This window comes from Serratia sp. BNK-17 (genome assembly GCF_048684935.1).
GTDB lineage: Bacteria > Pseudomonadota > Gammaproteobacteria > Enterobacterales > Enterobacteriaceae > Serratia > Serratia nematodiphila.
The window spans coordinates 2,753,343-2,773,443 of sequence record NZ_JBLQTR010000001.1 but is presented as its reverse complement, the minus strand read 5'-3'; the positions used below and the strand labels follow the sequence as shown (position 1 = coordinate 2,773,443).

Sequence of the window (20,101 nt, the reverse complement as noted above, 5' to 3'; positions counted from 1 at the left end):
CCGATTACTTATCTCTTTCACCGCCAAGCGTATGGCAAGGCAGCAACAATGTATTCATCAACATCTCCGCCGGCAGCGGGCTTGGCATACGCACCTCGCACTGCGCCACGCCGTTCCAGCGCACCGTCATCGCCTCGCCCGGCTGGATGCCGCTGAGATAGACGCTGCCGCCGTCGTTGACGATGCCGGTTTCCTGCTTGCGGGCGTTCAACACCGTGGCGCCGAACGGCGGTTCGCTGCCGTCCGCCAGCTTGATCACCGCCATCGCCTTGGCGCCCGCTATCACGTCAAACTGCCGGTAGCCGATGGCCCCCTCGGTCAGCGTCGCCTGCACCACCGATTTGGTCGCTTCGGCGTTGTCGCCCAGCTGGTTCAGATCGATACTGGCCTTGTTGCGGTAGTAGCTGTTCACGTCGCCAATCACCGCCTTGCCCCAGGCGTTGGTGCGGCTGGTGCGCCCGTAGCCGCGCACCGGCACCCCCGCCACCCCCTGGGTGTCGATCAGCATCCGCGTGCCGCCCGCCATGCCGCTGCGGTGCAGCGCACCGCCCTCCGCCGTCAGCGTCATCCCGCCCTGGGCGCTCAGCCCCACCGCGCTGTAACGCCCTTCCTGGTAGCTGGCGTTGGCGCTCAGCCGCGCGATATCGCCCTCACGGGTGTAATAGCCGCTGGCGTTGGCGCCGCTGCGCGATGTGCCGGCACTCAGCTGGTAGTTGCTGCGCTCGTCAAGCCGGTCGTAGTAGCTCACCCGGTTCGTGGTATCGTGGCGGTTCACCGTGGTGTTGTAGCTCACCGTCGCGCGCTCGCCCCACGGCATCGACAGCGACAGGTAGGCTCCGTCGTCCTTCATTCCGTTGTACTGGTTGCGATAGGCCGACAGCGACAGGCTCAGGTTGCGGAACCGCCCGATATCGAAGTAGCGCGATAGCGTCAGGTTGTAGCGGTCGTTGGCCGGCCTGTCCCAGTAGGTCTCATGGCTGTAGTTGAGGTAGCTGCTCAGCCCCCAGTCGCGGAACTGCTTGTTGAAGGTGATGGTGTACATCTCCTTGCCGCTGCCGTTGCGGTTGCCATAATAGCGCGCGTCCAGGTACTCACTCATGCTCATGAAATCCTGCTCCGAGAAGCGGTAGCCGGCGAAGGTCACCTGGCTGTCGTACTCGTCGAAGCTCTTCGAGTAGCTGAGCCGGTACGAGCCGCCGCTCAGCGTGCCCTCTTCCTGCGGCAGCCGCGCCCGCGACTGGGTAGCGTCGAACGACAGCGCACCCAGTACCATCAGATCGCGGCCAATACCCAGCGACAGCGCGTTATAGTCACCGCCCGCCAGCGCACCGCCGTACAGCGACCAGCCGTTGCTCACCCCCCAGGAGAACTCGCCGGTGCCGAACAGCGGCCCGCGCGCGTGGTGCTCCCAGTCCGACGGCTTGCCCGCCGCCAGCTTGAAGCGCACCGAGCCCGGCCGCGTCAGGTACGGGATGCTGGCGGTGTTCATCACGAACTCCTGCACCGTGCCGTCCTGCTCCTCCACCCGCACGTTGAGCTCGCCGCTCACCGCATCGTTGATGTCCTGAATGCGGAACGGCCCGGCCGCCACCGTGGTCTCATACAGCACCCGCCCCTGCTGGCTGATGATGACCTTGGCGTTGCTCTTCGCCACGCCGACCACCTCCGGCGCATAGCCGCGCAGGTTGGGCGGCAGCATGTTGTCGTCCGACACCAGGCTGGCGCCGGCAAAGCGGAAGCTGTCGAACATGCCGGAGTCCAGGTAGCTCTCGCCCAGCGTCAGCTTCGAGCGCAGCGCCGGCAGCGCGCGGTAAGCGTAATAGCGGCTCCAGTCCAGCCGCTTGTCGGTCGGCTGCCCGCTGCCGGTCTGGTGGCTGAGGCTGCCCTGCCAGTCTGCCCGCAGGCGCCAGGCGCCGAGGTTGGCGCCGGCGGTGCCGTTGCCGCTCAGGTTGTAACTGCGGGCGCCGCTGCGCTGCTGGTGCTGGCTCTGGGCGTTGAGGTTATAGTCAAACAGCAGGCCTGGAATGCCCTCGTCCCAGCGCGACGGCGGATCCCAGTTCTCGGCGGTGTACTCGAGAAACGCCTGCGGGATATTCAGGTACAGCGACGAGGTGGCCAAATCACCGCGCGTCTCCATACCCGCCACGCTGCTCTCGTCCAGACACTCGCCCTGGTGCCACCAGCGCAGGTCTTTCATCACGCCCTCTTTGAGGCCCAGCTGTGCCACCAGCGCCTGGCTGATGCAGGCGCGGCTGCCGTTCGGGTCGTCCTGCGGCGGGTAGAACGGGATTTGCTGCTCCGGCAAATCGTTTTTGTTGATGTGCACCACCATGCCGTAGGTGCCCGGCATGATGTAACCGCCGCGTGAAAACTGGCTCAGATCGATGTTCTTGCGGTCATGCACGTCCAGCACGTCGGTATTGAACTGAATGTCATCGGCGGCATACACCTGCGCCGGAAGGGCGCCGAGCGCCAGGGCAATGCATAATCCCAGCGCATTAATACGCACTATTTTTCTTGCTGGTGATTTCCTCATGTCCCCGTTCCCTTATAATTATTTCTTGTCCCTGCGCTCTTGTAATCAGTCATCACCGCCGGCCTCAGAAATAATCCAGTTTGAAACGGATGGCTGAGAAATAATCACCAGCCTTCGGCGCATGATTATTGGAGACTAATTTCAAGGCGTAATTCAGCCGCATATCGCCGGGAATAATGTCGCCATGGGGCATCGGATAGCCCGGCGTGGCAATATTGCCGGCGGCATCAGTGATTTGCAGCGCAATACCCGACGCCTCGCCGCGCACGCCAAATAAGTCCCCTTCTGCATCGCCGTCAAAGGTCACCTGAAACTGTTTCCAGTCCGGCAATTTATTATTGGCGCGTTCCAGCGTGCAATTAACCAGTTCGATGGCGAACGGTTTTGTTCTGCCCTGGCCATCGCGAATAATATCCGCGATCGGAACAATATCCATATCCACAGTCTGATAACGGCTCTCGACGGCAATGGCGCAAGCGGTGTCGATAATGGCGCCTTGCATATTTACCCTGCCCCAGCCCTGAGTAGCGCTGCTTGCCTGTGCGATAAAGGCAGTGAGGATAAATAGGAAAGCGGCCACCGAAAAAACCATTTTTTTAGTCCACATGGCATTGTTCCTGATAAAGCTGTCCTTAAAAAATGCATGCGGGAACCCCGCATGCATTGGCATGCTTAATTCACTTCAATATTGAAGAAATTGATACGGCTTAGTTGTACGCCAGGGTAAAGTCGGCCACTGACTGGAACTCACCTTCAGTCAGTACTGCACCAGAGGCAACATCACCCTGCAGGTAGGCCGCAAAATTCAGGGAGTTAGAGCCATTTTGCAGCTCCTGCGCCTTGGTTGCCTTGCCCAGTTCGATAACCTGGCCGGAACCGTCGGTAATGGCTACACTGGCGCCCTGCGCGGTACCGGTAATGCCCAGCAGGCCGTTATTGGCTTTGGACTCCATGCCGGTAAAGGTCAGCGTGACCTTGTTTTTCTGTGGGTTGCCAGTAGCTTGATCAATTGCAAAGGTGCAATTTTCCAGATCGATGGCGAAGTTGCGCGGCGTAGACTGACCGCCGTTCAGCAATGCCACTTTAGAGATCTGGCCCAGCTCAACGGTCTGATCGATAGACTGAGGGTTAATAGAGCACGGTGCATCGATAATAGCGCCGGTGAAAGTGACTTTACCGTGACCCTGGTCGGCCGCGAATGCGCTAGAAGACATGCCAAAAGCAACCACTGCCGCCATCATGATGTTGTTCAGTTTCATAGTTCTTACATTCCTTAGTAAGTAGAAAGAGTTAAATAAGACTCACTTTATCTGCAGAAGATAATGCTTCCCGGCTTACCGCCATTTCCGTATCAGCACAGGAAACCTTCTGTTTTTGGCCTTCAAACCAGTGAGGACAATCTACTACCACAGCTCACTTCTTGAAATATAAAACTGCAAATTAAATAAAATTAAGAATATGTATAAATAAAATGCCTTAAAAATAGATTTTAACTCCAATTAAAGGCGCAAATTAACCGACCTGTAAATAAAAAAACCGATCAATTCATGTTTAATTAACCCATTATCCATGCAATATAAGAAAATTCTAATTTCAATAGCCATGAGACAGTTGAAAAAAAACGCCAGCAGCCACAGTATTAAGCACGGACAGATTATTTACAGGGAGCAACATGAAATACATTATAAATAACGCCATCATTTATGATGCGCATAAAGGGACATTATCACTCAACAAGAACAACGATGATAAAGACGTGGTTTTATTAAAACCTTCACAGCGGCTGCTGTCGTTGTTTATTGAGTACAATAATGAAATTGTGGAGAGGGAGCGGTTGCTGGATGAGGTATGGAATAATCATGGCCTGACGGCATCGAACAATAACCTGAGCAATTATATATCAGGGCTGCGCAAGACGCTGTCTCAGTTAGGCCAGGATGACATTCTGGTTACTTACCCAAGGCAAGGGTTCAAGTTCGTCGCCGAGTCGATAACCCTTTTAGGGGAGGAAAAGGATGAAGATAATGGCGAAACGCCGAAAGCGCATCCGTTAACGGAAAAGAAAACCAGGCGTATAAAACCGCTCATTCTGCTTCTCCTGCCTTTGGCCGCCGGCCTCGTCGCCATCGGCGTCGCGTTACATTATTACACTGCCAATAATGATCTGAGCTTTATTGGTAAATATCGCAGCTGCAACGTGTTCGCCATCGACAGTGCGCAGGATATTTCTTCGGCCAGGCGGCTGCTGAGCGAGTTTGATTATGATTGCAACAGCAGCGCCAGCGTATATTTATACAATCAGGTTGCCGATGACGACAGCACAGCGGCCGTGATGACCTACTGCCCCAGACAGGGCCTGTCTGCGTGCAAAACGGTAAAGCTGCAACAGTAGGCATAGTCTCTTCTGACATCAGAAGAGTGCCTTGTTAGGGCATCAACGCTTGTTGCAAATAAAATTGGGGGAACGATTGTCGGCAAAGATGTATTGCTGATCATTGATCTTCTCGACCGTAAACAAGATGTCCTTCCCCACCACCGGGAACAGCTTGTCGACTTCTTTATTATTGTGACTATCGTCATTAGAGCGTCGAACGATGTTTGTCGGGCGCAGCAAGAAGCGCCCTTCATTCGCGGTATAAGTCATGGTAATGGTGCGCGCTATGGTATAACGCTCATTATTATAGGTCACGCTGCCGTTGATAATAAATGCGCTCTCTCTTGCATTTATATTGACAATGCTGACAAACAACACTCTGGATAACGAATGTTTTTCATCATGATAATCGGTGCGGATCACCGCATTGCATTCCGGCATAATCGGAGAAAAAAACTGCAGATAGATACCGAAAAATATAAAGCCCCCACCAATAATTATCAGTGATGCAAGCACCCCTTTTATTATTTTTTTATTTTTTGAAAACATAGACATTCTCACAGGCTGCGTTAATGTTCTTTTCATTTTTTGGGCAATAGGCGAAAAAGGTCGCCATCGAGTGCAATGCGCTGAGAACCAACGCCCCGCCGTTATAATAATAAACCGTTGCCGGTTTATTGCAGTCAAAGCCGCCTTCCGCGATGGTGTTCCTTACATCCTGCACCGAAATATTCGTGCGCACCAGCTTGTGGTGGCTGTTAATTATTTCTATTTCACAATTCACAATACGCTGAGCGGGTATGAACTGCGCCGTCGGGATATAAATCTGGCGCATCCCTACAGCCAACATCATCAGGCCACCGATAAAAACGGCCATTGCCACGCAGAGCCATAAATACTTCATCCGCCGGGCGCTCCCTTTCCCGATAAGAACTTTATTCAATTCAGGCTTTTCTTGGTTTCCTGTCTCATCAGTGCGGGCAACCCCTGTCTGAAGCAAAATACCCTGCTTTGGCAAGGTGATCAGCACCTCACCCTCACCCAGTTCGGTAAACGCCTTGCGCAACTGAGAAAGCGCATTATTCAGATTATTGCCCGACTCGATCTGGCCATAGCTGCCCCAAACCTGGCTCAGCAAAAACTCGCGGCTTAATACTTTATTATCGTTCCGTACAAACAATAACAACAACCTATTAACTGTCGCCGTTAACGTAACTTTAGCCTGTTCATCATCAATAACGCAGAGCTCAGAGATATCATCCCGGTAAATAATTCTGTTGTTTATCACATAAGCCATAGCGCACCTCTTATTGAACGCTAAAATGATATCACAACGCAATTTTTATAGGAATATTCTTAATAAAAATAATTAACCTTTTAATACATAGTGTTATACTAAAATGGTTATAAAAACCATGTTATTTTCTCTGTCAGAGAATCCCCCTTTGGTTATTCGTTATCACAATCCTCAACCTTCAGCGATGAAACCCTGTTTTTACCTTTTCTTTCCACCGTAACCTCAACATATTGACCCGGCGGCGTCTCGGCAAAAATATTCAAAGCTTCCTGGGCATTATCAATCACTTTCCCTGCAACTTTATTAATGATATCGCCTTCCTGTAAACCGGCGTCGCTCGCAGCCCCCGCGTGTTTACACCTGTCACCAGCACATTATATCGCCCCCCCAGTTTTCCATGGATAGCGGAGACATTAGCGGCTTCCACGCCGATGCAGCCGCGAATGACTCGCCCATCCGCCACGATTTTTTTCATTACCTGATTCACCAGGCGCACCGGCAAGGCAAAACTGATGCCTTTTACGCTATTCAGATCCTGGTCTACCGAGAAAACCGACGTATTCATGCCGATCATTTCTCCAGATGCATTAACCAGCGGCCCGCCGGAGTTGCCTTTATTGATCGGCGCATCGGTTTGAATAAACGTCTGTCTGCCAATGACGCCGAAGCCGCTGCGGCCAATGGCGCTGACGATACCGTGTGAAACAGAGCCAACCAGGTTGTAAGGATTGCCGATGGCCAAAACAAAATCACCGACTTTGATTTTCTTTTCTTCATCGATACGGATGGGCGTGGTCGCCGCAGGATCCAGTTTCATCACGGCTAAATCGGTCAGTTTGTCGTAGCCCACGACGATCGCTTCTCTTACCGTCGCGTCGCTGAGCAGCGCCACCATGTTCTTGACGCCATTGACCACATGATAATTCGTCACTACATGCCCACGATTGTCCATAATAACGCCGGTGCCCAACGGGCAACCATAAACAACATCATTACAATCTTTAGAATATATATATACAACGGATGGGAGCGCGCGTTCTATCGCCATACTCAGTGACAATTCATTCACATTTTGCCGGTTCTGGTTAGCGAATTGCTTAAAATAGAGGGTGCTGACGACTGCGCCAATAAACACGCCAATTAACATATGAATAACCTTTTTATTCATCGCACCCTCAAAATGGCAAATGGTTTTTATAAGAACATTCTTCATACCGAAGGTTAAATACACTGACAAGCGAAAATTGACGCAGTCAACGGCCCCTGGCTCAAATCTCTGCTCCCCCTGGTTTGAACGCCTTTCCTCCTTCCCTGCAAACCTTTCAAACTCACCAAAAAAAACAACATGATGATTTAATTAAATTTTAAACCCATCACACGCATTATTTCGTTCCGTTCCCGCATAAAAAAACGGCATTGTATGATCGCCCTCACAAACATGATAACATTATATTGTTATAACAAATGGCGACAACAACCAAAAGGAACCTCTGGATGAACTACCCTCTTGTTGGCAGCGCCATTGTTGAGCACAGCGGCGGTTTAAATAACTTACGCCATGTCACTAACTGCATGACACGGGTTCGCATGACCCTGATCGATCCTGCAAAAGTGAATATTCAGGCGCTTAAAGGCATCGAAGGCGTGCTGGGCGTGGTGGAAGACGATACTTTGCAAGTGATTGTCGGCCCGGGCAAGTCGTCTAAAGTGGCGACGGTAATCAATGAACTGTTGGCCTCGGGCCGGCAAACGGCGACGCTGAGCGACGTAGAACAAAAAGCGGCGCTGGCGCGCGAGAAATCCCGCAAACCCACGCGCACCAAAGCCGTGTTGAAGCACATCGCCAACATTTTCGTTCCCATCCTGCCGCCGCTGATCGCCGCCGGGATTTTGATGGGACTGAACAACGTCTTGGTCAACTCCGCCGCCTCCTATGCGCTGACGCACGCCATTGCGGCCAGCGGCGAGCTTTCTCCGGCCCAGATAGTGTTGGATCAGCGCCATCTGCTGGGCCTGAGCCAATTCCTTGATATCGTTTCCAAAGCGCTGTTCAACTTCCTGGCCATCTATACCGGCGTCACCACGGCGAAAGAGTTCAACGGCAACGCCATCATGGGCGGCCTGCTGGGCGCCATCACCATCGCGCCCCAACTGCCGCTTTTGGGGTTAATCCCCGGCCAGGGCGGGTTGATCGGCGTTATTTTCTGCGTCTGGCTAATGTGCGTGCTGGAAAAACAGGTGCGTCGCATCGTGCCCGACATTCTGGACGTGGTCTTGACACCGACGATCGTGCTGACGGTGATGGCCGGCGCCTTGCTGTTCGCCATCATGCCCGTCGCCGGCCTATTGTCCAACGGCATCCTGCACAGTTTGAACGGCCTGCTGGCCACGGGTGGCCTGGCCGCCGGCTTCGTGCTGGCCTCGCTGTTCCCATTCCTGATTTCGCTCGGTCTGCACCATGGCCTGTTCCCGATCCATCTGGAGATGATCAATGCGACCGGACATGCCCCGCTGTTCGCCATCCAGATCATGTCCAATGCAGGCATGGTCGGCGCCGCCACGGCGGTGCTGCTGCTGACCCGCGATCCGGTGATGAAAAAGATCGCCAAAGGCGCCATTCCCACCTCGATCCTCGCCGTAGGGGAACCCACCATCTTCGGTGTGAATATTCCGGCGGGATTCGCCTTTATCACCGGCTCTATCGGCGCCGGCTTCGGCGGCATGATGGTCGTGTTGCTCGGCGTCTCCACCAATGGCGTCGGCGCCGCAGGTTTGTCGGCCCTGCCGCTGATCGCCGACGGCAAATATCTGCAGTATATCTTCGCCTGGCTCACCGGCTGCCTGGCGGCCTTTGTGCTGACTTACATCACGGGCAAGCTGCGCAAATACGATCGGGAAAGCGTCTGACGGGACGACAAACAGTTAAGGGAGCAAAAATGAAAGCCATCATGTTGATGTTCGATTCACTGAACAAACATTTGCTGTCCGCCTATGGCAGCGACCGGGCCATCACGCCCAACTTCCAGCGGCTGAAAGAAAGAACGGTGCGTTTCGACAATTTCTACGTCGGCAGCATGCCCTGCATGCCGGCCAGGCGCGAGATCCATACCGGCCGCTATAATTTCCTGCACCGGTCCTGGTCGCCGCTGGAGCCCTTTGACGACTCCATGCCGGAAATTCTGAAAAAGCACGGTATCCACACCCATCTGGTTACCGATCACAAGCATTACTGGCGCGACGGCGGCGCCACCTACCACTCCCGTTACAACACCTATGAGTTCGTGCGCGGGCAAGAGGGCGACTCCTGGAAGGGCGTGGTCGACAAGCCGATTTATCATTATGAATCCGGCGAGCCGGAAGAGATCAAACAGCGCCGCATCGCCAGCCGCACGCAGCATCAAATTAACGTGCAGTTTATGAAGGACGAGCAGGATCATCCGCTGGCCAGAACCATCCAGAAAGGCCTGGCGTTCATCGACGAGAACCACGCGGCCGATAACTGGTTCCTGCAACTGGAGTGCTTCGATCCCCACGAGCCGTTTTTCGTGCCGGAAAAATACCTACGGATGTACGGCATTGACGACGCCAGCGTTTTTGACGGCTGGCCGCCCTATTACTTCGTCACCGAAAGCGAAGAACGCAAGGACGCCATTCAGAAATACTACCTGGCCTTGCTGACCATGGTGGACGACTATGTCGGCAAGGTCCTGGACTACATGGACAAATACGATTTATGGCGGGATACCCTGCTGATCGTCAACACCGACCATGGTTTCCTGTTGGGGGAGCATGAGTGGTGGGGCAAAAATATCATGCCGCTGTATAACGAAGTGGCGAATATCCCCTTCTTCATCTGGCATCCCGAGCATCCTTATCGCGGCGAAGCGCGGCAGGCGCTGGCGCAAACCATCGACATTCCCGCCACGCTGCTGGATTTCTTCAAGCTGGACAAGCCGGCGGATATGCAAGGCGCCTCTCTGGTGCCAGCGATTTGCGACGATACGCCGATACGCGACTATGCGCTGTTCGGCTACCACGGCTGCCATATCAACATTACCGACGGCCGTTATGTCTATATGCGTTCACCGCAGGTACACGGCGCCGAGGATCTGTTCGAATACACCCTGATGCCCACCAGCATCAACCGCCGGCTGTCCCCTGAAGAACTCCGACACATGACGCTGCATCCGGGATTCCGTTTCACCAAGGGCTGCCAGGTATTGCGCATCCCCGCCTCTTCGGTGATGACCCGGGGCGCCGATCGCTTCGGGCACCGGCTGTATGACCTGGCGGAAAATCCGAAGCAGGATCGTCAGTGCCGGGATGCCGCCGTCGCCGAACGTCTGCTGTCCGCCATCCGTTGCATGCTGGAACAAAGCGACGCGCCGCCGGAACTCTGGGCACGCTACCAATTGTCGGACCCCGCTTCTCCGCTGTTGGGCGCCGATCCTGACTGGGTGCCGGCTTTCAAAGATTATGCGCCGCAGGTGCGCTACGGTATGTTGGCCCTGATGCAACATCTGGAAGGCACTCATCAAACGGCAATAATTGATAAACTGAATGCTTCCGCCAAATCCTCATGGACCACCGCCGATCTGTGGGCCTTCGTGCAGCAAGGAGTGCCGCCAGAACAGCACGCCGGCGTGTTTTATAAACTGGCGCTGGAAATGCGGCTTGATTGAGAGGTCGCCCCGCCCTTTCGGCGGGGCGACTGCAGAACAGAAGGAAAATTAACGATGGGACAAGAACTGGACTACTCGCGCGGCGCCAAGCCGCTGTATGCCCAGCTGTATGACATCCTGCTGGAGAAGCTGAAAAACGGCGAATATCGGAAGAACGACGTACTGCCGACAGAAGCCGAGTTTGAAGAAATGTTCGGCGTCAGCCGCATCACCGCGCGGCGGGCGCTGGCCGAACTGGTCGCCAAAGGGTTGGTCAAACGTCAGGCCGGCATCGGCACCATGGTCATCAGCACGTCGGAAAAGCAGAACGTCAAGACCCGCATCAGCCTGATCGATGGCCAGCAAACGGAGGCGATAGCGCGCAACAACCTTTCGTTGTCACCGATTCAGCCGCCGGAGCCTATCGCGCAGCTGTTCGACACCGACAGCGCGCTGCTGCTGACCCGCACCATTTACCGCAAAAATGAAGTCCCGGCGCAGGTCAACTATATCTATCTGACCCCGCGCTTAAATACGCTGACGCTGTCGGATCTGGAAAAAGGGTTGTACTGCGCGTTGGAACAGCGCAATGAAAATATCGATGCCTTTGAGGACATCATCACGGCCGAACTGCCGACCGCCGAAGACTGCGCAATCCTCAACGTTGCCCCCTCTACTCCGCTGCTGGTCAAAACCCGCAAGGGATACAACGAACGAGGTCAATTGGTGGAATACACCATCGCCAAACATATCGCGCGTTACTATCAATACATCGTCGAGAACAGCAAATGAGCTGGTGGACGCAGGGAAAATCACCGGATTACCGGTTTACATTAGCCAATGAACGCACCTTTCTGGCCTGGATCCGCACCGCGCTGACCTTTATGGCCGCCGCTGTCGGCCTGGATCAGTTGACGGACTCAACATCGCTGAAGGTGTTGATCATCGCGCTGGCGCTTACGGCGGCGGCGCTGGCCTGCTACGCCTACCATCGCTGGGCGGGCAACGAGAAAGCGATGCGGCATGAACAAGCCTTAGGCTATCCACGCCTGCTGATTTGGCTCAGCACGGGCCTGGCGGCAGGGATATTGCTGACGCTGGCCACATTGGTTCGGCCATGAACGCCGCTTGTCCGCAGCGCGATCCTGGCCTGCAGCCGGAAAGAACGGCGCTGGCGTGGCAGAGAACCGCATTCTCTCTATTGCTGCTGGCGCTTATCACCGCGCGTACCGGCCTTTACCGCGAAGAATATGTGCTCGCCGCACTGGGCTGCGTTTCTTTTTTCGTGGCGATGCTGTTGGTATTTGGCTCTTTTGTTCGGCAAAAATCGCTGATGGGCGCGATGGCGCTCCCGCTTGTCTGGTCGGCGTGGTTTAAAAGATTGCTCAGCCTCGCCCTCTTGTTTAATGCGCTGGGTCTCGCGCTGCACAGCGCGCTCATGCTGTTATCGGAAGGAAGTATTCAATGACGGCTACCCACGGTTGTCTGGTGATGGCAAAGCCCACCGGATCGGTTTGCAACATCGACTGCACCTACTGTTTTTATCTTGAAAAAGAGGCGCTTTATCCCGAACGCCAGCAGAACTGGCGCATGTCAGATGAAACGCTGGCGCTGTATATTCAACAGCATATCCAAGCTCAGGATGGCGAGCAGGTGATGTTCTCCTGGCAGGGCGGGGAGCCCACCATGATGGGGCTGCCTTTTTTCCGTCGCATCGTCGAACTGTGCCAAAAATATGCCGGCGGCAAGCGCATTCAACACGCGCTGCAAACCAATGGGCTATTGCTGAACGATGAGTGGGCGCGCTTTTTCGCCGAACACCGCTTCCTGATCGGCATATCGATCGACGGCCCGCAAGCGCTGCACGATCGTTACCGCACCTCGCGCTCGGGCAAAGGCACCCATGCCCAGGTACTGGCCGCCCTCACTCTGCTGCAAGAACACGGCGTCGACTTCAACACGCTCACCGTCGTCGGTAAGCATAACGTCGGCCAGGCGCGCGAGGTTTACGAATTTCTTTTGGCCGCAGGCTCTCGCCATATTCAATTCATTCCATTGGTTGAACGCCTGAGCACGGCGCAGAGCGCCGCGCTCAAGCTGGTCATGCCGGGCGAAAGCGCCGCCACGCTGGCGCCCTGGACAGTGCCTGCCTGGCAATACGGCGAGTTTCTCAATCAGATTTTCGATATCTGGGTACGGCGGGATGTCGGGCACGTCTCTGTACAGATGTTTGACGTGGCGCTTTCCGCCTGGTGCGATCAGCCGCCGGTGCTGTGCGTATTCGCCGAAACCTGTGGGCACGCCTTCGCTCTGGAAGCCAACGGCGATCTGTATAACTGCGATCACTTCGTCTATCCGGAGCATCGACTGGGGAATATTCATCAGCAAGATATCCGCACCTTAAATAACAGCGAGCAAGCGCATACGTTTGGCCGCGCGAAAAAGACGTCGCTAACGCCGGATTGCCGCCAATGCGAATTCAGGTTTGTCTGCCATGGCGGCTGCCCCAAACACCGCTTCGCCGTGTCGCCGTCCGGTCATCCTGGGCATAACTATCTCTGCCCGGGATACAAGCATTTCTTCAGGCATATCTCTCGCGAAATGAACCTGATGAAGGACTTGCTCGCCAACGGCTACCCGGAACAGGCCATCATGTACGCGTTGGCTCAGGAACAGCGGGCCGGCGCCGGCAGCGCCAAACCCAATGCTCCCTGCCCGTGCGGCAGCGGTAAAAAGTATAAGAAGTGTTGCGGTGCGAAAAAATAAGCCCAAAAGCCCGGTAAACGTCACCGGGCCCCTTAACTTGCATCACGCTACTTCACCGCCAGCGTGACCGCGTCCTGCTTGAAGCCGTAGCGGCTCAGCGGCGTGATCACCACCGACGTCGGTCGCCCTTCCACCGCCAGCGTCTGCGTCTCGCCCGCCATCAGGTAGTAGTTCTCCAGCGTCACCACCTTGCCCGACGGCTGCAGCGTCAGCTGCGGCGCCAGCCGCACCACGTGCAACCCGCCGTTGCTGAGCGTCAGCCGACCATCCGCCGCGCTCAACCGCAGGTCGTCCCACGGCGTCTTGCTCACCGCCACCGATTTCGGCTGCAATATCAGCCCGATGCTCTGACGCACCGGCATCCGCGCGCTGTTGTCCACCGCCTGCCCTATCCCCTCGAACGACGCCTTCAGCATCACCTCGTGCGGCAGCGCCGTACCCGGCTTCAGCACGAAGTTCACCTGCTGGCTCTGCCCCGCCTCGATGCGCGCTATCGGCGGCGACAGCAGCACCGCCTTGCTGAACCCTTTGCCATCCAAATCCTCCACCTTCGTCGCCAGCAATATCGGCTCCGACGAGCTGTTCCTGATGCTGAAGCTCACCCGCCCCGGGTTCTCCTCCAGCACGATACCCATGCTCTCCAGCTGAAACGACGCCCCGGCGGAATGCGCCAGCCCCAGCGTCAGCCACAGCCCGCCCAGCAGCTGCGCCAGTCTCCGTTTTATCGTCATGATTGCTCCTCTCTTCTCATCCATTATCGGACGAGCCGCCCGCCGCACGGCAGACGCCATCGCCCTCTTCGTACAACACCGACGGGTCGAACGCCGCCGGCACCGCGTAACTCACCACGCATTCGTTCATGTTCAACCGCCGCACCCGCAGCGCCTTGCCGATATCGTCATTCACCAGCATCAGGTTGCCCTCGCCTATCAGCGTACCCAGCAGCTGCCCCCGCTCGTCGTGCACCGACGCCCCAGTCGGCAGCAGCGCGCCGCTCTCATCCCGCAGGGTCAGCAGCAGCTGGCGCACTTCGGTCACCCGAAAACGCCGCTCCGCCACCGTGCCGCGCGCCAGCTCGAACGCCGCTTCGGTGCTGTCCAGCCGCAGGTTCAGCGGCAGCGACAGCGTATCGACCTGCGCGCGCAACGGCATATAAGGCATCAGCATCGGCAGCAGCGCGTCGCCGGCAAAATCCGTCATGCCGCTGCCACCGCCCGACACCCTGACCCCCGACTGTCCCGCCACCCTCATCACCGCGAAGGTGTCGCCGATGCGCTGCGGCGACGTCACCCAGGTGCCGTTGGCCACCCCCAGCCCGCCCGACGACGCAAGCGACAGCGAGGAACTGCCCTGCCCGCTGTGCGAGGCCCCCAGCGCCAGCCGGGTATAAGCCGTCTCGCCGCTCAGGTTGCCGGCGCCCTGGTACTCGCCGTCCGCGTCCCGCGTCACGTCCAGGTAGCCGTTCAGCCGCTCGCTCACCGGCCCCTGCCAGCTGCCGCCCAGCGTCAGCTGATTGTTGCGCCGCGACTGCAGCCGGCTGCTGACGCTGCCCGCCCCCCCCAGGGCAGGCTCAGCCCGGCGTAGACCGCCGCGCGGTCATAAGCGGAAGACTGCAGGTTGACGCTCAGCGTCGCCCTTCCCAGGCTGACGCCGTACGCCAGCGCATGGGTCCAGCTGCGCCGGCTGTCGCGGTAATAGCGTTCGTGCGACAGCGAGTAGGTCAGCGCCCCGGCGCTCAGGGTGCGCCAGGAGAGCGCCGCCCCGCCGTTGTAGCGCTGCCGGGCCGCCCCTTCCGCCTCTGCGGGCGGGTTCAGCCCTTCGTCCGCGTCCCGAAAGCCTTCGGTGCGGTACTGCGACGACAGCGCCAGCGCCAGATGGGGCCCCAGCGCCACCTGCCCCTGAGCCTCCAGCTGCACGCCGGGCTGCCGGCCACGGGTGAAGGTCGCGCCGCCCGACAGCCAGTTGCCGGCGTCGTCACTCACACTGCCCTGCCAGCCCAGCCGCTGGTAGGTGCGCGCCAGCAGCCCGCCCGCCGTTATCTGCCCCCGGCCGAGACGGAATGCCTGCTCACCCAACAGCAGCGCCGGCGGCGAGGCGCCCTCACGCCCGGCGCCGTACGGCCGGTAGCGCCCCGCCGCCAGCCGATACCCCCCCGTCCGGCCCGCCGGGTCGCCGGCGTCGGGGGTGACCGTAAAGCGTTGCCGCCGCCCGTCGGTTTCGGTCAGCGTGACCTCGGCCTCCACCCCGGCCATCACCGGCCCCAGCTCGCTCAGCGAAAACGGCCCGGCCGGCAACAGAGTGCGGTACATCACCTGCCCGCGCTGTTTGACCTCCAGCGTCGCCGGGCTCGCCACGCTGCCCTGCAGCGGCACCGTCAGCGCCGCATCAGGCGCGCCGGCCGCCAGGGAGACCAGCTGCCCGCCGCTGAGCGGCACGTTGCCGCTCAGCGCGCCGCCGGCGCTGAACTCACCGAGCTGAACCACCGCCCCCCAGGCGGGAAAGTCTTTGCTCGCCGAGGTCTCGTACACCTCGAGCCGGCTGCCGCTCTCGTCGTTGCTGTAGCTTGAGCGATTGCGCAGCACCCAGTTGCGCAGGTTGACGCCCGGCTCCAGCATCGCCTGCAGCGTCTGCTGATTGCCGTAGCGCCCCTGACGCCGGTTGGCGTACAGGTCGTAGTTCAGCAGCACCGCATGGCCGCCCGACTGCTCGCTGCGCAGTTTGTCCGCATCGAACGCCGCCTCCGGCAGGGTGATTTCCACCCGAAAGGCGCCGGGAAACACCTGCACCACCGCCTGCGGCCAGTGCGAATCGAAACGTTCGCAGGCCCCCGGCGGCGGCGTGACCCGCAAACGCAGCGTCTGCGCCAGCCGTTCATCCAGACACAGCGCCCCCTGCGAATCGAAACGCACCTCTTCCTGGTAACGCTGCGCCGCATTGACCTCCAGCGTCACCCGGTGCACGCCCGGCAAAAACCGGGCGGTATTGAAAAATTCGGCGATATCCGCGTTGTACCCCAGCTGCGCCAGGGTTTTGACATCAAATCCGGCGGCAGCGGTTTTCGTCATCGGCCAGACCAACAAAAACAGCAACGCCGATGCCCTTTGCCTGATAGACACGTCATCTTCTCTGGGTTAATGCCGGGAGCGACTGATTCAGAAAAAGGGGGAGAGCCCTCCCCCTTGCGTTACCCATCAGACATTACAGTCCGAACGCGAAATCCAGCGTGGTGGAGCCGTCCAGACTGGTGCCTTCGCCGATACCGCCGTGCATATCGCCGCTTTTGGCCAGGAAGGCCTCCACACTCAGTATTGCGGTGAAGGTCTTGCCGATGGCCAGCGTATTGGCATTTGAAGCCCAGCCCACGCGCTTGCCGTGTTCGAGTTGTACGCTACCCGTTGGGGAGGTGATCGTGCTATCCTGGGTCACGAACAGTCGACCGAGTTTGCCATCAATCTGCGGGTGGTAAGCTGTTACCGCATAGAATCCCAGCTTGCCGGTATTATTGATGCTACCGAGACCGAAGGTTTTTCCCGCCTCGCTGGCGGTGCCCAGACGGTTGTCGATAACGTTGAAGGTCATCGGCGTTTCGGCATCGCATTTCACCTCCATGGTGCCGTTACCATTTATCCCCAGGCTGACCGCTTTGTCCCTGCTGATTTTCGTATGGTTGATGCTGCCGTAATCAAACACCCCGTCGTTCGGGAGTGACACCTCACAGGTCGGCGCCACCAGCTCCCCCACCACTTTGATTTCCGCGCTCGGGCCGGCGGCCAGACTGCCCCCGGCGACCAGCAGCGTGGACGCTACCATCACGCGCAATGCAATTTTATTCATCAGTCGACATCCTTATATCACTTCAATCCAAAGAACTTTTTCGGGCACTCAAATGCCGTACGCGAAACTGAGCGTGGAAGAGCCATCCAGTTTGACGTTGTCGGTAATTGGGCCCTTCATGTCTTTGGCCGAGGCCAGATAAGGCTCAACCTCCAGCATGGCGGTAAACAGCTTGCCGCTGTTTTGTACGTTGCCCGACTTTGCCCAGCCGGTGATGTTGTTTTTATCGATATAGGCGGAACTGACGGTGGTGAACGCCGTGGTGCCTTTCTTCACGCTGAACAGCGCCGAAGGTGCGGCATTAACCCCAGCGCTGAGGACGTTGACTTTATAATAACCGAGCTTGCCGTCGCCATTGACGTTCCCCAGGCCAAAGTGAGCGCTGCCGGTTACACTGGCGGTCCCCTCACGGTTATCGACCACGGTGAAATTCAGGAAGGTTTCGGCCTCGCAATTAACGACCAGCTGCTTTTGCGACTTGGCTAACGCCGTGGCCGCCGCTGAGTTAATTAACCCATTGGACAGCTTACCCAGTTCGAAAACACCGTCGTTGGTGATGGACACCTCACAGGATGGCACCGCCATTTGCCCTTTCACTTTCAATTCCGGCGACATAGAGGCCGCAGAGACCTGATTCGCCATCATCAGGATTGCGGCGATGCTTGCAGAGATTACTGTTTTTTTCATCATGAATATCCATACTCATAGTTAATATTATCCCGTTCAAAACAGATGACAGGATGTTAAGCGGAGATAAACCCCGTTTTGCCACTCAAATTCACTGTCGTTACCCATGCCGGCGTAAAAACAATGCATGAATTGACGCTGCGCACTTATTGCTTGTTATTCAGAGCCCAAAAACGAAATTCAACGTGACAGAGCCGTCCAGCCCCACTTTATCGACGGCGAGAATATTGGCGTCCAGAACCGGCGTCACTGAAATATCCATGGTGTAGGTCTGGCCGGCGGCGCGCGTCGCATCCGCCAGCAACCAATCGGTACGCTCACCGGAAATCAGCGCGGCTTCCGTGTTCGGCGGCACTGACGCATTGCGTGAACGCAACGTAGCCGGGAAGCCGTTTACGGCAGAGTGAGACAGCCCCAACAGAAAATAGCCAACGGGTTGCCCATCCGGCGCATTGCCCAGCCCGAAACGGCGCAGATCCGGCTCATTGCGGCTGGCCGCGCGGTTATCCGTCGGAATGATGGCCAGATAGGTATCGCCTTCACAGCGTACCTGCCAGGTTTGTTTCAAGGTCGGTAATCTCTGCGCCTCACCCCGAGCGCCTCCCCGCACGGCGCCATAATCATAAACGCCGTCATTACCGGCGATAACGGTGCATCCTGAATGTTTTATTTTCCCGGATACTTTCAACTCAGCCGAAGGCGCAGCGATAAGTTGACCGGAAAAAAGAACCCATAAAGCGATCAGGCTTGTTTGCAACAGTCTCTTTTTCATCCCAGCGTGGTTTCCATTCCCATTAATCCGCACGCTTGCAATTACGCAAGCCATCGATGAGATAAATAGTTCTCACTTCCCCTGACGCAGAAGCGATAAACGTTCTCTCATTAGATAACCATCAATTTTTTATTTCTCAGCACGGCTTCACCTGCATCAATGCCAGCGACGATGCAGGAAATGCCAATTTAGCGTCCCGGAACAACAATTGAAATATAAAGCTAAATACGGAGGAAAATTCAGAGCATATAGCAGAATAAGTAGAAAAAAATAGGCTGAGACGACTAAAAAACAATAAAATCATACCAACAGACAGACAAACGCCCCATGATAATTACATTTAATTAACCGCCACGGCCACACATTAAAAATATACACAGCACATTAAAACCGAAAAACAGCCCGAATGATAACTCACATAAATAATTAATATAGATCCAACAAAAAATGAATGATGATATGCCGTCACTCCCCCCCTCAGATATAACGACAAAGGCTCTCGTTTCTCTCTGCGCCGTTTTCTCATTGCGGGAATGCGCTGAAAATATTCGGCACGGCAGATGAAACACAACCGCAATCCCATCAGGATAACCATCGGACCGAATTGGCAAACAACGAGCGGTTTACAGCACCCGCGAATAGACCCGCGAGACCTCGCCCCAGGGGTGATAGCCGAGCCCGTTATAAACGAAACCGCTGCGCTCGTAGTAGCCCTCCAGATCGGTGCACAGGTGCAGCTGCGGGAAGCCCAACCGGCGAGTTTCCGCCGCCACATGTTCAATCAGCTTGGCGCCGCAGCCCCGGCCGCGCTGCGTTTCCTCTACGTAGAGCGCACACAGCCAGGGATACAGCTCACCGCGGCTGATAAAGTCGTTGGTAATCAGCCCCGCACAGCCGAGGATCTGGTCATTTTCCATCAGCAGGTACCACTGCGGCAGCGGGTTGGCGGCGCCGAGGCTGCGGTTGATAGCGTCTTCATACATCATCAGCGTCTCTGCCGTGGCCCAGTGCCGCTGAAAATATGCAATGGCGCGCGGCGCCAGCTCGGGCGCTTGCCGCACCGAAATCATGTCCATCGTCATTCCCGTTATTCATGTTGTCAGCGTAGAATTATGCAGCAATATGCAGAGTATGGCAGCGGAATTCCGCCGCCGTCATTCACCCCAAGGAGTCA

At 56.7% G+C, this 20,101-nt stretch carries 21 protein-coding genes; 7 read left to right on the top strand and 14 right to left on the bottom strand.

Annotated elements, in window-relative coordinates:
* Positions 1–4 precede the first annotated feature (4 nt).
* From ACMGF7_RS13135 to ACMGF7_RS13125, 3 genes are all read right to left on the bottom strand, one after another.
* Entirely contained in the window at positions 5–2,536 is a 2,532-nt protein-coding gene (locus ACMGF7_RS13135) for an outer membrane usher protein (RefSeq protein ID WP_273875308.1), read from the bottom strand.
* 64 nt (positions 2,537–2,600) lie between these two features.
* Positions 2,601–3,143, bottom strand: a complete 543-nt coding sequence (locus ACMGF7_RS13130; protein ID WP_197800425.1) for a fimbrial protein — start codon at positions 3,141–3,143, stop codon at positions 2,601–2,603.
* Between the two features lie 100 nt (positions 3,144–3,243).
* On the bottom strand, positions 3,244–3,795 hold the full coding sequence (locus ACMGF7_RS13125) for a fimbrial protein (protein ID WP_197800427.1): 552 nt from the start codon (positions 3,793–3,795) through the stop codon (positions 3,244–3,246).
* 413 nt (positions 3,796–4,208) lie between these two features.
* Here ACMGF7_RS13125 and ACMGF7_RS13120 point away from each other — a divergent pair, with 413 nt between their 5' ends.
* A complete protein-coding gene (locus tag ACMGF7_RS13120) occupies positions 4,209–4,928 on the top strand; it encodes a winged helix-turn-helix domain-containing protein (RefSeq protein WP_420286463.1) in 720 nt (239 codons plus the stop codon).
* Positions 4,929–4,970: 42 nt separating this feature from the next.
* On the opposite strand, the gene ACMGF7_RS13115 is transcribed toward ACMGF7_RS13120, so the two are convergent.
* The 4 genes from ACMGF7_RS13115 to ACMGF7_RS13100 all read right to left on the bottom strand — a co-directional run bounded on the left by ACMGF7_RS13115 (position 4,971) and on the right by ACMGF7_RS13100 (position 7,375).
* The gene (locus tag ACMGF7_RS13115) at positions 4,971–5,459 is read right to left on the bottom strand and encodes a hypothetical protein (protein ID WP_420286462.1); all 489 of its coding nucleotides are present in this window, start codon (positions 5,457–5,459) and stop codon (positions 4,971–4,973) included.
* Positions 5,443–6,207, bottom strand: coding sequence for a winged helix-turn-helix domain-containing protein (locus tag ACMGF7_RS13110; RefSeq protein WP_420286461.1), 765 nt, complete (start codon positions 6,205–6,207; stop codon positions 5,443–5,445). The genes ACMGF7_RS13115 and ACMGF7_RS13110 overlap by 17 nt, the downstream gene beginning before the upstream one ends.
* 152 nt (positions 6,208–6,359) lie before the next feature.
* Entirely contained in the window at positions 6,360–6,515 is a 156-nt protein-coding gene (locus tag ACMGF7_RS13105; RefSeq protein ID WP_420286760.1) for a hypothetical protein, read from the bottom strand.
* Positions 6,491–7,375, bottom strand: a complete 885-nt coding sequence (locus ACMGF7_RS13100; protein ID WP_420286460.1) for a S1C family serine protease — start codon at positions 7,373–7,375, stop codon at positions 6,491–6,493. Before ACMGF7_RS13100 ends, ACMGF7_RS13105 begins: the two co-directional genes overlap by 25 nt.
* 326 nt (positions 7,376–7,701) lie before the next feature.
* On the opposite strand from ACMGF7_RS13100, the gene ACMGF7_RS13095 reads away from it, so the two are divergent.
* Genes ACMGF7_RS13095 through ACMGF7_RS13070 form a run of 6 tightly spaced genes read left to right on the top strand, consistent with a single transcriptional unit; the run spans position 7,702 to position 13,634 of the window.
* The gene (locus tag ACMGF7_RS13095; protein ID WP_420286459.1) at positions 7,702–9,114 is read left to right on the top strand and encodes a PTS transporter subunit EIIC; all 1,413 of its coding nucleotides are present in this window, start codon (positions 7,702–7,704) and stop codon (positions 9,112–9,114) included.
* A gap of 29 nt (positions 9,115–9,143) precedes the next feature.
* Entirely contained in the window at positions 9,144–10,889 is a 1,746-nt protein-coding gene (locus ACMGF7_RS13090; RefSeq protein ID WP_420286458.1) for a sulfatase, read from the top strand.
* 54 nt (positions 10,890–10,943) lie between these two features.
* On the top strand, positions 10,944–11,660 hold the full coding sequence (locus ACMGF7_RS13085) for a GntR family transcriptional regulator (RefSeq protein ID WP_420286457.1): 717 nt from the start codon (positions 10,944–10,946) through the stop codon (positions 11,658–11,660).
* Positions 11,657–11,989 carry a YidH family protein gene (locus ACMGF7_RS13080; protein WP_154747700.1) on the top strand — a complete coding sequence of 111 codons (333 nt, stop codon included), beginning with the start codon at positions 11,657–11,659 and terminating at the stop codon, positions 11,987–11,989. The genes ACMGF7_RS13085 and ACMGF7_RS13080 overlap by 4 nt, the downstream gene beginning before the upstream one ends.
* Positions 11,986–12,336: a DUF202 domain-containing protein gene (locus tag ACMGF7_RS13075; protein WP_046897832.1), complete on the top strand. Its 351-nt coding sequence runs from the start codon at positions 11,986–11,988 to the stop codon at positions 12,334–12,336. The genes ACMGF7_RS13080 and ACMGF7_RS13075 overlap by 4 nt, the downstream gene beginning before the upstream one ends.
* Positions 12,333–13,634: an anaerobic sulfatase maturase gene (locus ACMGF7_RS13070; RefSeq protein WP_182265570.1), complete on the top strand. Its 1,302-nt coding sequence runs from the start codon at positions 12,333–12,335 to the stop codon at positions 13,632–13,634. Before ACMGF7_RS13075 ends, ACMGF7_RS13070 begins: the two co-directional genes overlap by 4 nt.
* A 47-nt stretch (positions 13,635–13,681) precedes the next feature.
* Here ACMGF7_RS13070 and ACMGF7_RS13065 read toward each other — a convergent pair whose 3' ends face one another.
* From ACMGF7_RS13065 to ACMGF7_RS13035, 7 genes are all read right to left on the bottom strand, one after another.
* Positions 13,682–14,365, bottom strand: a complete 684-nt coding sequence (locus tag ACMGF7_RS13065) for a fimbria/pilus chaperone family protein (RefSeq protein ID WP_420286456.1) — start codon at positions 14,363–14,365, stop codon at positions 13,682–13,684.
* 16 nt (positions 14,366–14,381) lie between these two features.
* Positions 14,382–15,113: a fimbria/pilus outer membrane usher protein gene (locus ACMGF7_RS13060; RefSeq protein WP_420286455.1), complete on the bottom strand. Its 732-nt coding sequence runs from the start codon at positions 15,111–15,113 to the stop codon at positions 14,382–14,384.
* A 26-nt stretch (positions 15,114–15,139) separates the two neighbouring features.
* Entirely contained in the window at positions 15,140–16,699 is a 1,560-nt protein-coding gene (locus tag ACMGF7_RS13055) for a fimbria/pilus outer membrane usher protein (protein WP_420286454.1), read from the bottom strand.
* A gap of 133 nt (positions 16,700–16,832) precedes the next feature.
* Entirely contained in the window at positions 16,833–17,468 is a 636-nt protein-coding gene (locus ACMGF7_RS13050) for a DUF1120 domain-containing protein (RefSeq protein WP_197800442.1), read from the bottom strand.
* A gap of 48 nt (positions 17,469–17,516) precedes the next feature.
* Positions 17,517–18,158, bottom strand: a complete 642-nt coding sequence (locus tag ACMGF7_RS13045) for a DUF1120 domain-containing protein (protein WP_197800443.1) — start codon at positions 18,156–18,158, stop codon at positions 17,517–17,519.
* A gap of 157 nt (positions 18,159–18,315) precedes the next feature.
* On the bottom strand, positions 18,316–18,927 hold the full coding sequence (locus ACMGF7_RS13040) for a DUF1120 domain-containing protein (RefSeq protein WP_015378852.1): 612 nt from the start codon (positions 18,925–18,927) through the stop codon (positions 18,316–18,318).
* A 623-nt stretch (positions 18,928–19,550) separates the two neighbouring features.
* Positions 19,551–20,003, bottom strand: a complete 453-nt coding sequence (locus ACMGF7_RS13035; protein WP_420286453.1) for a GNAT family N-acetyltransferase — start codon at positions 20,001–20,003, stop codon at positions 19,551–19,553.
* Positions 20,004–20,101: the final 98 nt, after the last annotated feature.

Excerpts from the sequence above, each read along its gene's own strand:
- ACMGF7_RS13135 (WP_273875308.1), bottom strand. The coding sequence starts at position 2,536 with ATGAGGAAATCACCAGCAAGAAAAATAGTGCGTATTAATGCGCTGGGA.
- ACMGF7_RS13130 (WP_197800425.1), bottom strand. The coding sequence starts at position 3,143 with ATGTGGACTAAAAAAATGGTTTTTTCGGTGGCCGCTTTCCTATTTATC.
- ACMGF7_RS13125 (WP_197800427.1), bottom strand. The coding sequence starts at position 3,795 with ATGAAACTGAACAACATCATGATGGCGGCAGTGGTTGCTTTTGGCATG.
- ACMGF7_RS13120 (WP_420286463.1), top strand. The coding sequence starts at position 4,209 with ATGAAATACATTATAAATAACGCCATCATTTATGATGCGCATAAAGGG.
- ACMGF7_RS13115 (WP_420286462.1), bottom strand. The coding sequence starts at position 5,459 with ATGTTTTCAAAAAATAAAAAAATAATAAAAGGGGTGCTTGCATCACTG.
- ACMGF7_RS13110 (WP_420286461.1), bottom strand. The coding sequence starts at position 6,207 with ATGGCTTATGTGATAAACAACAGAATTATTTACCGGGATGATATCTCT.
- ACMGF7_RS13100 (WP_420286460.1), bottom strand. The coding sequence starts at position 7,375 with ATGAATAAAAAGGTTATTCATATGTTAATTGGCGTGTTTATTGGCGCA.
- ACMGF7_RS13095 (WP_420286459.1), top strand. The coding sequence starts at position 7,702 with ATGAACTACCCTCTTGTTGGCAGCGCCATTGTTGAGCACAGCGGCGGT.
- ACMGF7_RS13090 (WP_420286458.1), top strand. The coding sequence starts at position 9,144 with ATGAAAGCCATCATGTTGATGTTCGATTCACTGAACAAACATTTGCTG.
- ACMGF7_RS13085 (WP_420286457.1), top strand. The coding sequence starts at position 10,944 with ATGGGACAAGAACTGGACTACTCGCGCGGCGCCAAGCCGCTGTATGCC.
- ACMGF7_RS13080 (WP_154747700.1), top strand. The coding sequence starts at position 11,657 with ATGAGCTGGTGGACGCAGGGAAAATCACCGGATTACCGGTTTACATTA.
- ACMGF7_RS13075 (WP_046897832.1), top strand. The coding sequence starts at position 11,986 with ATGAACGCCGCTTGTCCGCAGCGCGATCCTGGCCTGCAGCCGGAAAGA.
- ACMGF7_RS13070 (WP_182265570.1), top strand. The coding sequence starts at position 12,333 with ATGACGGCTACCCACGGTTGTCTGGTGATGGCAAAGCCCACCGGATCG.
- ACMGF7_RS13065 (WP_420286456.1), bottom strand. The coding sequence starts at position 14,365 with ATGACGATAAAACGGAGACTGGCGCAGCTGCTGGGCGGGCTGTGGCTG.
- ACMGF7_RS13055 (WP_420286454.1), bottom strand. The coding sequence starts at position 16,699 with ATGACGAAAACCGCTGCCGCCGGATTTGATGTCAAAACCCTGGCGCAG.
- ACMGF7_RS13050 (WP_197800442.1), bottom strand. The coding sequence starts at position 17,468 with ATGAATAAAATTGCATTGCGCGTGATGGTAGCGTCCACGCTGCTGGTC.
- ACMGF7_RS13045 (WP_197800443.1), bottom strand. The coding sequence starts at position 18,158 with ATGATGAAAAAAACAGTAATCTCTGCAAGCATCGCCGCAATCCTGATG.
- ACMGF7_RS13040 (WP_015378852.1), bottom strand. The coding sequence starts at position 18,927 with ATGAAAAAGAGACTGTTGCAAACAAGCCTGATCGCTTTATGGGTTCTT.
- ACMGF7_RS13035 (WP_420286453.1), bottom strand. The coding sequence starts at position 20,003 with ATGGACATGATTTCGGTGCGGCAAGCGCCCGAGCTGGCGCCGCGCGCC.